The sequence below is a fragment of the Microcystis protocystis FBCC-A270 genome, assembly GCF_050500235.1.
Classification (GTDB): domain Bacteria; phylum Cyanobacteriota; class Cyanobacteriia; order Cyanobacteriales; family Microcystaceae; genus Microcystis; species Microcystis ichthyoblabe_A.
In genome coordinates, this window is the sequence record NZ_CP191407.1 from 858,389 (window position 1) to 872,151 (window position 13,763).

At 42.0% G+C, this 13,763-nt stretch carries 15 protein-coding genes; 5 read left to right on the forward strand and 10 right to left on the reverse strand.

Features of this window, described 5'->3' with window-relative positions; translation table 11 throughout:
• Positions 1-3 precede the first annotated feature (3 nt).
• From leuD to ACQY1X_RS04140, 5 genes are all read right to left on the reverse strand, one after another.
• Complete coding sequence (gene leuD / locus ACQY1X_RS04120) at positions 4-594, reverse strand: 3-isopropylmalate dehydratase small subunit (RefSeq protein WP_002773071.1); 591 nt, start codon at positions 592-594, stop codon at positions 4-6.
• Between the two features lie 104 nt (positions 595-698).
• Positions 699-1,136 carry a class I SAM-dependent methyltransferase gene (locus ACQY1X_RS04125; protein WP_002735100.1) on the reverse strand — a complete coding sequence of 146 codons (438 nt, stop codon included), beginning with the start codon at positions 1,134-1,136 and terminating at the stop codon, positions 699-701.
• A gap of 5 nt (positions 1,137-1,141) precedes the next feature.
• Positions 1,142-1,693: a bifunctional adenosylcobinamide kinase/adenosylcobinamide-phosphate guanylyltransferase gene (cobU, locus tag ACQY1X_RS04130; protein WP_430015419.1), complete on the reverse strand. Its 552-nt coding sequence runs from the start codon at positions 1,691-1,693 to the stop codon at positions 1,142-1,144.
• Positions 1,694-1,741: 48 nt separating this feature from the next.
• Positions 1,742-2,119 carry a phosphomannose isomerase type II C-terminal cupin domain gene (locus ACQY1X_RS04135; RefSeq protein WP_016514790.1) on the reverse strand — a complete coding sequence of 126 codons (378 nt, stop codon included), beginning with the start codon at positions 2,117-2,119 and terminating at the stop codon, positions 1,742-1,744.
• Positions 2,120-2,323: 204 nt separating this feature from the next.
• Positions 2,324-3,607, reverse strand: a complete 1,284-nt coding sequence (locus tag ACQY1X_RS04140; RefSeq protein ID WP_287232684.1) for a flotillin family protein — start codon at positions 3,605-3,607, stop codon at positions 2,324-2,326.
• Positions 3,608-3,732: 125 nt separating this feature from the next.
• On the opposite strand from ACQY1X_RS04140, the gene ACQY1X_RS04145 reads away from it, so the two are divergent.
• Positions 3,733-5,247 carry a SagB/ThcOx family dehydrogenase gene (locus tag ACQY1X_RS04145; protein ID WP_430014034.1) on the forward strand — a complete coding sequence of 505 codons (1,515 nt, stop codon included), beginning with the start codon at positions 3,733-3,735 and terminating at the stop codon, positions 5,245-5,247.
• A gap of 81 nt (positions 5,248-5,328) precedes the next feature.
• Here the strand turns inward: ACQY1X_RS04145 and dndE are convergent, their stop codons facing one another.
• Both dndE and ACQY1X_RS04155 read right to left on the reverse strand, forming a co-directional pair.
• Positions 5,329-5,727 carry a DNA sulfur modification protein DndE gene (gene dndE / locus ACQY1X_RS04150; protein WP_002735106.1) on the reverse strand — a complete coding sequence of 133 codons (399 nt, stop codon included), beginning with the start codon at positions 5,725-5,727 and terminating at the stop codon, positions 5,329-5,331.
• 214 nt (positions 5,728-5,941) lie between these two features.
• Positions 5,942-6,199: a chlororespiratory reduction protein 7 gene (locus ACQY1X_RS04155; RefSeq protein WP_430014035.1), complete on the reverse strand. Its 258-nt coding sequence runs from the start codon at positions 6,197-6,199 to the stop codon at positions 5,942-5,944.
• Between the two features lie 30 nt (positions 6,200-6,229).
• On the opposite strand from ACQY1X_RS04155, the gene ACQY1X_RS04160 reads away from it, so the two are divergent.
• The 4 genes from ACQY1X_RS04160 to ACQY1X_RS04175 all read left to right on the forward strand — a co-directional run bounded on the left by ACQY1X_RS04160 (position 6,230) and on the right by ACQY1X_RS04175 (position 9,710).
• Positions 6,230-7,705: a protein adenylyltransferase SelO gene (locus tag ACQY1X_RS04160; protein ID WP_430015420.1), complete on the forward strand. Its 1,476-nt coding sequence runs from the start codon at positions 6,230-6,232 to the stop codon at positions 7,703-7,705.
• Positions 7,706-8,292: 587 nt separating this feature from the next.
• Positions 8,293-8,916: a sulfotransferase family 2 domain-containing protein gene (locus tag ACQY1X_RS04165; protein WP_430014037.1), complete on the forward strand. Its 624-nt coding sequence runs from the start codon at positions 8,293-8,295 to the stop codon at positions 8,914-8,916.
• Between the two features lie 210 nt (positions 8,917-9,126).
• Entirely contained in the window at positions 9,127-9,402 is a 276-nt protein-coding gene (locus ACQY1X_RS04170) for a hypothetical protein (protein ID WP_430015421.1), read from the forward strand.
• A complete protein-coding gene (locus ACQY1X_RS04175; RefSeq protein ID WP_430015422.1) occupies positions 9,399-9,710 on the forward strand; it encodes a clan AA aspartic protease in 312 nt (103 codons plus the stop codon). Before ACQY1X_RS04170 ends, ACQY1X_RS04175 begins: the two co-directional genes overlap by 4 nt.
• 148 nt (positions 9,711-9,858) lie before the next feature.
• Here ACQY1X_RS04175 and ACQY1X_RS04180 read toward each other — a convergent pair whose 3' ends face one another.
• The 3 genes from ACQY1X_RS04180 to ACQY1X_RS04190 all read right to left on the reverse strand — a co-directional run bounded on the left by ACQY1X_RS04180 (position 9,859) and on the right by ACQY1X_RS04190 (position 13,728).
• Entirely contained in the window at positions 9,859-10,167 is a 309-nt protein-coding gene (locus ACQY1X_RS04180; protein WP_430015423.1) for a hypothetical protein, read from the reverse strand.
• A gap of 80 nt (positions 10,168-10,247) precedes the next feature.
• Positions 10,248-11,909, reverse strand: a complete 1,662-nt coding sequence (locus tag ACQY1X_RS04185) for a metallophosphoesterase (RefSeq protein ID WP_430015424.1) — start codon at positions 11,907-11,909, stop codon at positions 10,248-10,250.
• A 76-nt stretch (positions 11,910-11,985) separates the two neighbouring features.
• Entirely contained in the window at positions 11,986-13,728 is a 1,743-nt protein-coding gene (locus tag ACQY1X_RS04190; RefSeq protein ID WP_430014041.1) for an ABC transporter ATP-binding protein, read from the reverse strand.
• Positions 13,729-13,763 lie beyond the last annotated feature (35 nt).

Genomic DNA, 13,763 nt, shown 5'->3' on the forward strand with positions numbered 1-13,763 from the left:
TCCCTAGACGAAACTTAAATAGGGTAACTTTTGCGCGGTAGATTGAATCAGATCGAGATTTTGTAACAGCTGTCTGCAGGTATCCCAACCCCCTTCTATTAACATCTGTCGGGAACCTTCATTCATAGACACGGTAGCGACAAAATCCCCCCATTCCACTGTCATGGTTGTCAAGGAAAGATCGACGGGAATTTCGGGATTAGCGGCAATTAAATCCTGTAAATGGGTGATGGTTTTTGCCTCAGCAGTGACACAGGGAACCCCATTAGCGATACAATTGCCAAAAAATATTTCGGCGAAACTTTCCCCGATAATTGCTTGAATTCCCCAACGTAAAATCGCTTGCGGTGCGTGTTCCCGAGAAGAGCCACAACCAAAATTACCATTGACTACCAGAATTTTCGCCCCTTGGTACTGGGGTAGATCGAAAGGATGACTCCCCTGTAAAGCGGCTCGATCATCGGCGAACACTTGTTCGCCTAAACCTTCAAAGGTGATACAACGCAAAAAACGAGCCGGAATAATGCGATCGGTGTCAATATCGTTGCCTCGCAAGGGTAAAGCTCGTCCAGAGATGGTTTTAACTTGACTCATGATCTTTTTCTAACTTTTACTAGCAGTGATAAAAAAGGTGGTTGCATCTTGCCATACCCCCTGATCGGTGGCATTTTTCTCGATTTCTCGGCGATAATTGTTCACTAGAGTCGCAATTTCGGCAGCCGATAGGCGATCAAACCGCCTTTTTTTAACCATTGATACCATTTTGCCAGCACTTGCGGGATATCGGGGAAAAGTGCAATCGCCAGAGAACAGGTAATCAGATCGAAACTAGACTCGGCAAAGTCAATGGCAGCTATATCAGCGTTAATTAGGTCAATATTCTCGATATTTAATGCTTCTAGCTTTTTTTCGGCTCTGGCAATCATTTCCGGCGTGAAATCAACCCCGATGACACTTTTTACTTTTGGGGCAATTGCGACCGCTATAAATCCCGTTCCCACGTCTAGCACAGATTGGCTTTTTTGTAAATAGAGATAATTTACTAATTTAAGGGCGCGAGCTTGCGTAAAATCGTTATCGTAATCGTGACGAAGGGCATAAAAATCAATTACTTGACGCTGATAATCGTTGCTCAACTTCTCTATTGCCCAATTATCGACAAAGACTGACCCAATTGACTTAAATTAAGAGCATGGCCCCCGGTAACTAGATAAACCGCGTCTGCTATTGTGCCAATTCTACGACAGAGATCGCCTAAACGATCGCGAAACAGACGACCGAGGGGATAAGCGGGAACCACACCCCAACCGGTTTCTTCCGCTACCAGAATAACATCAACCGCCGCATTTTTGAGGGAAGACAAGAATTGATCGCTAATTTCTAACCATTCAGCTGCCGACATTTCTAAACAATTGGCTACCCAAGTACCGAGGGAATCGATCAATAAACAGTGAGTAAATGGGCTATTATCAATAGTTTCGCTCAATTGTCGGGGAATTTCTTGGGTTTGCCATTGGGGGGAACGTCGCTGCCGGTGTCTTTCAATGCGATCGCACCATTCTTGATCTTTTTCATCCACCGAGGAGGTGGCGATATAAATAACGGGTTTTTGGCTGATTTTGGCTAAATATTCGGCCCATTCACTTTTCCCAGAACGGGCAGCCCCTGTAACTAGGATAATTTTTTCATCCACGATCGAGATTTTAGCAAATAACTAAAGTATATACGGAAGAAAACTGTCCTATTCTGCATCATCAAAACGGTGAATATCATCATCTCCTAAATATTCGCCATTTTGCACCTCAATCATCACCAGAGGAATAGAACCGGGGTTTTCCACCCGATGACGGGTATTCATGGGAACGTATGTAGATTCTTTTTGTTTGAGGAGAGTTTCTTTTTCATCACAGATTACCCGCGCTGTACCGGAGACGACAATCCAGTGTTCACTGCGATGGTAGTGCATTTGGGTACTCATGTGATGGCCGGGTTTAATGACAATGCGATTGATGCGATACCGGGAACCTTCCTCCAATACCGTCACTGTTCCCCAGGGGGGAGTCCGCGTCATTTCTAGGTCTTGGGGAGAAGGGGAGGGATCATTAATTAAGTCATCCATGGTGGTGGTCTCCAAACTTGATTAACATTCTAGTGGACAATCTCTGGTTTGCAGCTATTAGCTAAAGGTGTGTGGGGTGTGGGGTGTGGGGTGTGGGGTGTGGGGTGATGGGGTGATGGGGAGAATAAATAAAATAATCTATTGAATCCTGTCTCGGAGTCTCCTGTCTCGGAGTCTCCTGTCTCCTGATAACTGATAACTGATTCAAGAGGGCAATTGTTTAAAATCAAAATTTGTGTCTTTACCCTTGACAGATGGCTCGGTTTGTGCTAAGCGATTAGCCATTTGTACCAGATCCACCCCGGTAGCTTGACGCAATTGTTCGGCAAAGGCAGTCATTTTGGGGACAAGATTACTATCACCCCCGTCCACTACCGTCACCGTTTGCACCTGCACTTCTGGGACACTAGCGACCATTAATTTCAGCAATAACTCCAGTTTTTGGTATAAAAAGATGTTTTTAGCGTTATTTCCCGCTCCTTGCCAAGAAGCCGCCAGTTTTTTGGTTCCTTCCGCTTGCGCTTTCCCCTGTTCGATAATTTTGGCTGCTTCCCCCCGGGCTTTTGCGATCGCTTGTTGACATTCCGCTGCAGCGGGGGCGATCACATCTGCTTGTAATTGCTGTTTCACCTGCTTAATTCGGGCAGTTTGTACCGCCACTTCTGCCTGTACTTTAGCTAAATCGGACATAACCACCGATTCTACCTCGGCAATCATGGCGCCGCGCTTAGTTTGAGTGTCGCGCACCCGTTTTTCTGCGTCAGCTTTGGCTATTTCTAAATCTTTTTGGATACGACGCAAAGCGGTTAGACGTAGATTCTCGGAATCCTTGATAATCGATGTTTTTCTGGCTTTTGCTTCTGCTATCCGGGCATCTCTCTGTAATTCGGCTTTTTGCTTCCGTCCGATCGAATCGAGATAACGCACCTCATCGGAAATATTCTGGATCTGCAAACTATCCAAAACTAAACCCAATTTTTCCAGATCCTGTTCCGCTTCTTCTAGGAGACTTTTAGCGAAAGCAATCTGATCGGAGTTTGCTTGTTCTGGGGTTAAATTCGCCAGGACACCGCGCAAATTGCCCTCTAGGGTTTCTTTAGCCAATTGTTCGATTTCCTTGCGTTTCTTGCCCAATAAACGCTCGATCGCATTGTGAATAATCGGTTCCTCCCCAGCAATTTTAATATTCGCCACCCCGGTGACGATCAACGGCACACCGCCCTTAGAATAGGCATTAACCACCCTGAGATCGATGATCATGTTGGTCAAGTCCATTCGATACACTTGTTCTAGCATCGGTAAACGAATACTGCTGCCCCCTTTTACCAAACGATAACCGATGGTTTTGCCCGTGGCCGTGGGACGACGACTACCGGCAAAAATTAAAACTTCACTCGGTTGACAGATGTGGTAATAGTTACGGATGACTAATAAACCCGCACCTGTCCCTAAACCGAAAACTCCCAGTAAAACAGCGATAATTTCCATAGATTTTATGTGGGTGAAATTGGTGATTATCTTTACTTTTAGCCAATCGACTCTCTGGCTGGTTGATTTTTTGGGGGTCATCGATATTAAACTAAAAAGTAAAGCTTAGACAGCCTATCTTTATCATGCCAGATCAGCCAATCTCGATCGCCCAATACTACCACGAGCGGACCAAATACGACCCCCAGACGATCGCTTCAAAAAGTAAAGGTCTTGATTGGAGTCAACAACCCTATCCTTTCAAAGAATACAAAATCGGTCAGACTTTCGATCTCAAACCCTACCTCTCCCGTCAAATAGTTCCCCAGAAAGGAGACTTTTGGCGACGTATATCGCGAATTTTGGGCTGTAGCTATGGATTAACTGCCAAAATCGCCACTATGGGTAGTCCCTTGTACCTGCGTTCTGCACCCTCTGCTGGTGGATTATACCCCGCCGAGGTCTATCTGATCTCCCGTGGCACGGAATTTTTACCCGCCGGTCTCTACAGTTATCAAGGTCAAAGTCACTCGCTGCTTTTATTCTGGGAAAGTGATGTCTGGACGAACCTACAATCTGCTTGTTTCTGGAATCCTGTTTTAGAAAATACCGATATCGCTTTAGTTACCAGTGCCATTTTTTATCGATCCGCTTGGCGCTACGAGGATCGAGCCTATCGGCGTATTTTCCTCGATACAGGGCATTTATTGGGCAATATTGAGCTATCAGCCTCGATTAATGACTATCGCGCTCATTTAATCGGTGGTTTTAACGATAGTCAGATGAATGAATTGCTTTATCTTGATTCCGAGAAAGAAAGTGTCATGACGGTGATTCCTTTGGCAGATCTGCTCAATATCCGGCAAAATCTCCCCCCTAGTACCACGGCACTCCCTTCGACAACCACGACTCTTTATCCCAAAATTGCCGAGGGGGAATTATTAAACTCTCTACACCAAGCCACTATCATAGCCACAGATGAGAAGATAGAAGCAAATATTACCCCGTCTAATTGGGAAGATAAATATAATTTTCCTTTTTGTCTAAAAGTTTCGGTGACATCTCGTCCCGTCAATTGGGGGGAAGATTTAATCGATCTGGAAAGTACGATGCTTAAACGCAGATCTACCCGCGCTTATAGTGGTGCTAGTCTCAGTTTAGACGAATTGCGAGCGCTGCTGCATTTTACCTATCAACCCCAAGATTATGCCGACCAAAATCTCGATCCCAATCCCGATTATTTTGCTCTGGATTTATTGGAAACTTTTATCGCTGTTTCGGCAGTAACTGGATTAGAGGAAGGCTGTTATTATTATGCTCCTAAAGCCCAAGAATTGCGGCAAATTCGCTTTAAAAATTTCCGGCAAGAGTTACATTATCTCTGTTTAGGTCAGGATTTGGGACGAGATGCGGCTGCTGCGGTTTTTCATACGGCGGATCTGTCAAAAGCAGTGGCTAAATATGGCGATCGAGTCTATCGTTATCTTCATGCAGATGCGGGTCATTTGGGACAGAGATTAAATTTAGCAGCTATTCATCTGGGGTTAGGGGTTAGTGGTATCGGTGGTTTTTTTGATGATCAAGTTAATGAAGTGTTAGGAATTCCCTCCGATGAAGCAGTTATCTATATCACTACTTTAGGCCGACCAAAAGTTTTTTAAGGTGAGTTTAAACCATTATAAGGATTAAGTATAAACCACAGAGGCACAAAGAACACAGAGAGGAAGATAGATGATTATTGTTTAGGATTCTCTCAGATTTTCCCTCTCTAATTCGATTAAATTATCGATTTTCTTTAGCTTGGCATCCCCAGCAAGATAACCGATCCCGCGATGTAAATGTAAGCGAAATTGTTGAGTTAGAGTTTCTTTATCGGTTCCTAATCCGTCTTGATGACAACGTTGTTTGAGGGCAATTAAGAAAATATCGGCCATTTCTCCCCCGAATACTTTCCAAGATAATTCTACATTGCTATCGGCAGGAATAGGAACGGGAGAGGGGAGACTCGGTTCAGCAAGGGAACGACAAAAAGCCCAACGACAGAGGATATTCCATTGGTCAATTTTGGTGTAGCGTTTTAATTTTATGAGGCTATCTTTGGCGGTTTGAGATAGTCGAAAACGTTCGATCGGTGATTCCATAATCTATAATTTTACCTCGCTCTGACTGATGATAGAATAGTTAGTCCTTCTCAATCCTGTTTAATAGGAGAGTGGAAAGTGCGGTCACTTCTCATTTTACAAAGACAGTGATCGCTTTTACTTTTGATATTCTGATGGGAGAATAAAACAGCCCTACTTGATAAAGGGAGTGTCTGACAGTTTTTAACACCTAACTACTTAATAATGGGTTTCCTTATTTTTCCAAACGGACCACATACCATTGTAGATAACCCCCCTCACCCAGGTCTAACTCGCAGTAATTATCGCGCAGATAGAGAGCTTTTTCCTCAAAACTAGAGAATTTTGCCAATTGTCGGGGACAAATCTCCGGTTTTGCGGCGATTAAATCTTTTAACTTATCGCGTAACTGGTCGGGAGTCTGGAATTGTTCAGGTTGATCGGCCTCAAGGACAAGAAAATAGTCCCCTTGATACATAATAGAATCGGGCATCGCTGTTTGATAGTCTCAGTAGAAAAATTTTTGGCTATCTTTATCACTTTATCGCCTCAACGCTCGATCGACACCACCACTATGACAGACCATCTCACCAATCCCTTTCTCAGTCTCCCTTCCGAAAGCGCCATGCAGGACTTGGGGGACCAATACTACGATCAAGTTGCGGCTGCGGATTTTCCCCGTCATATCCTTCGTTTTCGCAATGATGCTTTATTACCTTTGGTGGGAATTCAGCCAGAATTAACCTTAGATGAGCATTTTATCGAGGCTTTTGGTAAATTTCAAGCCCTGACCCCCTTTTTAGCCCTGCGTTACCATGGTTATCAATTTGGCGAGTATAATCCTTTTTTGGGAGATGGTCGCGGTTTTCTCTACGGTCAAGTTAGGGGTATTGATGGCAAATTATACGATTTTGGTACGAAAGGATCGGGACGGACCCCCTATTCCCGTCACGCGGACGGTAGGTTAACTCTCAAGGGTGGAGTTAGAGAAGTCTTAGCCGGGGAAGCTTTACGCGGTTTAGGGGTGAATACCTCTCGCTGTTTGAGTTTGGTGGAAACGGGGGAACCCCTCTGGCGTGGTGATGAACCTTCCCCGACGCGATCTTCGGTGATGATTCGAGTTAGTAATTCTCATATTCGTTTCGGGACTTTCGAGCGTTTATTTCATATTAAACGTGCCGATTTAATTAAAAGACTCCTCGATCATGTGATTATTTATTATTATCCTGAAATCGATCCCCAAGATAGCGATCGCTATTTAAAATTTTACGCCGCTTTGATTGAAAGAACCGCTAAATTAGCAGCCCAATGGATGGCCGCAGGTTTTTGTCATGGGGTTCTCAATACCGATAATATGTCAATTACGGGGGAAAGTTTTGATTATGGTCCCTACGCTTTTATTCCTTCCTATAACCCCCAATTTACGGCGGCCTATTTCGACTACGGTGGTCGTTATAGTTACGGTAATCAGCCTTTTATCTGTCGTTTAAATCTAGAGTTACTGCAATCTCCCCTGGCCATGGTTGTCTCCTTGTTAGAGTTAGATATGGCCTTGGCTAACTATGACCAGCGCTACAATTTTTATTATCAAAAAATGATGCTTAAAAAGTTAGGTTTTGAGGATATTTTTACTCCCGAATCCGCTTTACTGGTTAGCAAAACCGTGGAAATTCTCCAAGAAACAGGCCTCGGTTATCACGAATTTTTCTATCAATTAAGTGAACAATTTAATTACGGTTGGCGAGAAAATAGTTCTCTAATTCTTGAAAATATGGATTTACCAAAAGCTGATTGGCAACGTTGGCGAGAGTTATATAGTTTGGTCTTAAATCAATCACCCCCAGATTCCTTGTCTCAAATTGACGACACTTTAAAGCATTATAATCCTAAAACTGCTTTACTTAGACCGCTAATCGAATCGGTTTGGGAAGCAATTACCTCTAAAGACGATTGGCAACCTTTCCAGGAATTAGTGATAAAATTACAAAATAAACAGTAATTAAGTAATAAGTAGTGGTCAAAATTAATTTCTTGGTTAGAATAGGCAAGAGGTAGTTAAATATGTGTAATTAATTATCTCTAGCTACTTATTTAGGTCATTTCCTGAAATGCGTTGGACAAAAATTGACCAGACTTGGCGATCAATGTTTCCCTTCTAACCATTAAGAGTGCCAAAATAATAGTAAAATTTTGTGACAAAGTGCAGTCAGCTCTAAGAATCTTTGCTAGAATTCTAGAAGGCTTCTGTGATAAGTCTCCTTAAAAGAGATTGTTTGCAGTAAACTAATCTGGCTAACACGCTTTTGGGTGTGATATGGGGAAATTTTCTTGCGATTGCGCCCAAATGGAGTGATATACAGAAAGTTGACTCATATCGTTACTCTGGAGAGTGGGCTCTTCTCGACTTTGTGTGATAATTTTTGCTTATGAAATTGTGAAATGTTTACTGGGAAAGACTTTTAGGACTATTTTGTTAAATAAACTATCAGTATAGACCTCGTTTCCACACAGAAACCAGAAGAGCCGAGAGTGTTATACAGAAAGTTGACCTATAATATGTAGTTAGGCACGAGGAGAATAATACGCATGCTGATATCGAGAGAGTACAAGTTTATATTCGTCCATATTTATAAGAATGCTGGCACAAGTATTACAACGGTGCTACGACCATTTGCAATAAGTCCATGGCAGTGGAAAGCTTATAGGTTGATAAAAAAGGCGGGCTTTCCTTCTCCTTTCTTTGATCCTCATCCATTTCCTGCGCATGTCAAGGCATCCGAAATAAAAGAGAGTCTTGGAGCAGAGAAATTCAATGAGTATTTTTCATTTGCTGTAGTCAGAAACCCATGGGATTGGCAAGTTTCACTCTACAAATATGCGTTGAAATCAGAAACACATCATCAGCATGAGTTAACAAAAAATTTAGGTAGCTTTGAAGAATATATAAAATGGCGATGTGAAAATGAAGTTAGATATCAAAAAGATTTTATATATGAGAACAATGAGTTGCTTGTTGACTTTGTTGGGAGATATGAAAGCCTAGATAATGACTTCAACGAAATATGCTCTCGCATTGGAATCTCCGTCTCGTTACCAAAACTAAATGTATCAAATACAAAACCATATCAGAGTTACTATTCTGAGAAGAGTAAAGAACTTGTAAAGGAAGCATTTGAACCTGATATTAGGACATTTAATTATGAATTCTAAAAAAGTGCGATCGCCGATCTTGTAGGGTGCGTTTCCTAATCTGGCTCCCACTGCCCCACCGATCGATTTTGGGGAACGTACTCTGCCCATGGATTGAAGCTGTGAGTTTAAGTACGATGCCGCTCTGGTGGGACCAGTTGAGGAATGTTAGGGAAGATTCCCCATGTTTGATTAAAATAGAGGGGCAAAAGTCGCCCCAGGGTCGCTTCAATGACAGTTCGACAACCCCGCTACAGTAAAGAAGAATTTGCTCGACGTGGTAATGAGATTTATCAATCTCAGGTACGTCCCCAAGTCGAGGAGGGAAATCAGGGGAGAATTGTGGCGATCAACATTGAAACAGGGGCTTTTGAAGTAGCGGATGATTTGGTAAGCGCAGCGAAGCAACTTTCTGCACGAGTGCCTGATACTCAGACATGGTTTGTTCGCATTGGGCATTCAGCCGTCGATCACTTTGGCGCAAGGAGCCTGAGAACAAAGCCATGATGCAAGGTCGTGTAAATCAAGGGTGTGAGGCGACGTTTGCGATCGCAGTCAGAAACCATGAAACAACGCAGATAGTAGATGCTGTAATTGATACAGGATTTTCAGGTTTTCTCACCTTGCCGTCTGACATAATTGCTAGGTTAGGGTTTATTTGGGAGGGTCGAGATCTTGCGACATTAGGCGATGGGACTTTCTGCACGTTTGAAGTTTACATCGGGCTTGTGATCTGGGACGGGCAATATCGTGAGATTTACATCAACGAATCAGAGACGGTTCCGTTGATTGGGATGCAGCTATTACGAGGATAAGATTTGCGAATTCAGGCAATTGAGGGTGGTTTAGTTACGATCGAAGCGTTGAAGTAGAGTGCGATGCTGAAGGCACTGGGTAGCAGTACGCCATCGCTGCAGCAACGTGAAAGCTAGAATATATTAAGCCCTATACGCTAGATGTTGTCTATGACTGAACGACTTGAGCAGGCGATCGCCCAATTAAAAACCTTATCAACCGCTCAACTAAATCGGGAATTTTTTGGGTTAATACTGCTTGGGATTGAATTGTTCCTTCAATTTTAGCTGTGATAATTTTGACTTCCGTGATTTCTTTGTGTAGGTTAATAAATTGCTTGTTATTTTCTTCTCTCAGGGTTTCTAGTTGTTGGCGATTATCTTCCTTTAGCGTATCAATTTGCTCGCGGGTGTCTTCTCGCAAGGAACTTATTTGCTCACGGGTTTCTTCTCGTATTGTCGAGAGTAAGTCTTTCAATTATTGAATATCATTGCTGGTAACAGTAGTCATAGAATTAACCCCAAGAGAATCTATTTAACCGGCACTCTTTGATTTTATTATATTTCACCTACGCTAAAAAGATCAAATTCATCAAATTTAATTACCTCGGAGTCAGGATAACGGGTATCAAAACGATAACTGCTCACGGTTCCTTTTTCTGTATCTAAAATGCTAAAAACCGTCAGATCATTACTGGCAATATAGGGTAAAGGTTGATTAACCCAATCCACTAGAGGAGCAATATTCGGGATAATTGCTGGTAATCCATTGGGATTACCGATGGCCGCATAATTTCTATCGAGAGGTACAGGACGTTTTTTATCACCTAAATGAGCGCCATAACTATTACCAACGTTAGAAGATTCAAGAAAATTCATACCCTTAGGACTAAGAAAACGATTCCATAAATGAGAATGACCATAAAAAACCAAATTAACCTTGGCTGATTCTAATAAGGGAATGAGATCACGAATAATATAATCATTTTCTTGAGGATAATCATAACGTACTGATCTAACTGTTCCCGTGGCATCCCGTTGAATTGTCGGCACGGGATCGGTGTAGGGTGGAACGATATTTCCTCCTAGGGTATGGGGAGGATGATGAAACATAACTACCTTATATTTAGCCTCTTGAAATTCTCGACTATTTAACTCTTTTTCTAACCATTGATATTGAGGACTACCCTGAGCAATTGGCTCAAAAATATGCTGACCGTAACCCCAGCGATCTCGTCTATCTAAGTCTCTTTGATTTTCGTAATATCTTCCCCTTGCACTGGGTTCTAAATTGGGATTTCTCCAGATATTAGTAACATATAAAACCACTAAACGAATATCGCCAAAGGTCAGAGAATAATATTTATTTTGAGGCAAAGAAAAAATTTCTTCGTAGGTGTCTGTGTTAAAAGCATTATTTTTTAGCCAGTTTTCACTAATTGCTGCTGTATCCTCTGCTAGTTGTTTAGCAATAAATTGAGGAATAGCATCTTTAAACTGTTCATTTAAATCTCTAGAAGTAGAAAATCTGCCCATAACTTCATGATTACCAATAGCAGGAAATAAGGGAGCATTTTGAATAATTTCTCCCCCTTTATAAATAGTCTGAATACCATTCTTTGTCAGAGGATAATTAGCACGACCTTGTAAACAGGGAAAAAATGCCCCACCGCGACTATCATCAAACCATTCGGAAGCTCGATCGGGTATATTAACTAAATCTCCTGCTAAAAAAACTGCATCCACCTGTCCAATAGTTTCAATAACTTTTTGTAAATTAGCGGCAGTCATAGGCATTAATTGATGATCGGAAGTGAGCAGAATTTTGAGATTAGTTCCTTTTTTTGGTCTTGGGGTAAGAGTATAAATATCACTTCTAATCGCTTTATTTTCCTGAAAACTGGTGACTTGATAGGGAATCCTTTCCCCCGGATTTAAATCAGTAATTTCGGACTGATGTCGCCAAATTTCTCGATCGCTTAAAGATTGATAAGCTTCAAGGGTTCTCGATTGAGCATCTTCTCTAACTCTAGTTAATTTGCTAGTGCGAGCGGGGGCCATTTTTTCTAGTTTTTCCCCGTAGCGGACTTGATGACCAGTGCCAAAAAATTCCGTAAACCAAATCACTTGTATTGATGTTTCGGTGGGTAATTGTAAAAAAGGTTCGGTTAAAAGTTGCTCCTTGTTCATTGTCGCTAAAAGATAACTGCTGTGCTGCATTTAAACAGTCTTAAGGAATAATTGAGATAGTCCACAACTTCACCGGTAATAACTAGCAGATTCCCTATTTTATCGGCTAATCTAAAACCTTAGACTCTAACTGCTGCTGTTGCCAGAGATTTTGATAGACTCCGGGGACTGCGATTAACTCCTCGTGGGTTCCTATCTGGACAATTTCTCCGAGGTCCATGACAAAAATGCGATCAGCAGTGGCAGCGGCCAATAATTGATGGGAGATAAAAATCACGGTTTTTTGGCTTTCTTGGCTGAGATTTTCCAAAATAGCCGTGGCCGTTTGATTATCGACGCTAGATAGGGCATCATCAAGGATTAAAATCGGTGCTTGGATGGCTAAAGCACGCGCTAAAGAGGCCCGTTGACGTTGACCCCCGGAAAGAGTAATCCCACGTTCTCCCACTAAAGTTCCGTATTTTTGCGGGAAATTCTCGATTTCCTCCTCAATTCTCGCTTGTTTGGCCGCCGATTTCACTGCCGAAAAATTCAGCAGCGGATCGCCATAACGGATATTATCTTCGATGGTGGTACTAAATAAAAAACTTTCTTGGGGAACATAAGCGATCGCTTTTCGCAGATCTTCAAGAGCAATTTGAGTGACATCTTGATTATCAATAAATAACTGTCCTTCCGCAATATCCAAAAGACGGGGAATAGCGTTAGCAAGGGTAGATTTTCCCGACCTGATCGCACCGACTACCGCTACCATTTCCCCCGGATTAATGGTAAAAGAAAGAGATTTTAAGGCTGGTTCTTTAGCATCAGGATAGAAAAAAGTCAAGGCTTTGGCGGTAATTTTTCCTTGAATATTTTTTAGGTGAATACAATCGGCATTGTCTTTAATTTTAGCCTCAGCTAACAGGATAGTTTCTAGGCGATCAATACTCACTTCTCCCTGTTGGTAGGCCGTAATAGTGAAACCTAATAAAGCAGTGGGAAAAACTAATCTTTCCGCCAAAATTAACAGAGCAATAAAGTCCCCAATGGTGATATTATCCGATATAATTTGTCTAGTACCGAGGGCAAGCAACGCCAATAAACTCACATAGGATAAAGCTTCAATCAGGGGAAAAAGAAAATTACGAGTCTGGACTAAATCTAAATTAGCCTGTAATAATTTGCGATTTCTTTGTTTAAATGCTAGGCGCTCGTTACCTTCTTGGGCATAGATTTTAATCAGAGTAATACCACTCATATCCTCTTGAATTAAATCGCTCAGATGCGAGAGTTTTTCTTGTACTTTTTTCTGTTGTCGCTGCAGACGACCACTAAATAACTGCACAGCAATTAACATCAAAGGATAGACAGAAATGGCGGCGACTGAAAGGGGAATATGAATCGCTAACATTACGGGCAAAGTTAACCCATAGGCAAAAAAAGTATTAGCCAAACTGAGCAAAGCAAAACCCACCAGACGACGGATATTATCCACATCGCTAGTGGCACGGTTGATTAAATCTCCTGAAGTTTGCCGCGAAAAATAGGCAGGTTCAAGGGTTAATAAATGCTGAAAGATTTTTTGTTTAAGATCGAACTCTACCTGACGACCGATCCCGAATAATAGCACTCTGGAAATCATGCGGATAAACCACATAATCGAGGCTAAAGCGATAATAAAAATCACATAGTAAATGATTTTTTGGAAGTCAAAGGATTTACTTAAATCATCGATGCTATCCCGGATTAAAAGCGGTATATAAACACCCAAAAGATTAACAACAAGCAAAGCAACTACCCCCCAAGTTACTATTTGCCAATGGGGACGTAGATAATTTGCTAGTTTTTTAATGCGAGAATAAGCCATATTCAGTTATCAGTTATCAGTGAGCAGTTATCAGT

Coding starts and splice junctions, on each gene's coding strand:
- leuD (WP_002773071.1), bottom strand. CDS start 594: ATGAGTCAAGTTAAAACCATCTCTGGACGAGCTTTACCCTTGCGAGGC.
- ACQY1X_RS04135 (WP_016514790.1), bottom strand. CDS start 2,119: ATGGATGACTTAATTAATGATCCCTCCCCTTCTCCCCAAGACCTAGAA.
- ACQY1X_RS04140 (WP_287232684.1), bottom strand. CDS start 3,607: ATGGAAATTATCGCTGTTTTACTGGGAGTTTTCGGTTTAGGGACAGGT.
- ACQY1X_RS04145 (WP_430014034.1), top strand. CDS start 3,733: ATGCCAGATCAGCCAATCTCGATCGCCCAATACTACCACGAGCGGACC.
- dndE (WP_002735106.1), bottom strand. CDS start 5,727: ATGGAATCACCGATCGAACGTTTTCGACTATCTCAAACCGCCAAAGAT.
- ACQY1X_RS04155 (WP_430014035.1), bottom strand. CDS start 6,199: ATGCCCGATTCTATTATGTATCAAGGGGACTATTTTCTTGTCCTTGAG.
- ACQY1X_RS04165 (WP_430014037.1), top strand. CDS start 8,293: ATGCTGATATCGAGAGAGTACAAGTTTATATTCGTCCATATTTATAAG.
- ACQY1X_RS04170 (WP_430015421.1), top strand. CDS start 9,127: ATGACAGTTCGACAACCCCGCTACAGTAAAGAAGAATTTGCTCGACGT.
- ACQY1X_RS04175 (WP_430015422.1), top strand. CDS start 9,399: ATGATGCAAGGTCGTGTAAATCAAGGGTGTGAGGCGACGTTTGCGATC.
- ACQY1X_RS04185 (WP_430015424.1), bottom strand. CDS start 11,909: ATGCAGCACAGCAGTTATCTTTTAGCGACAATGAACAAGGAGCAACTT.
- ACQY1X_RS04190 (WP_430014041.1), bottom strand. CDS start 13,728: ATGGCTTATTCTCGCATTAAAAAACTAGCAAATTATCTACGTCCCCAT.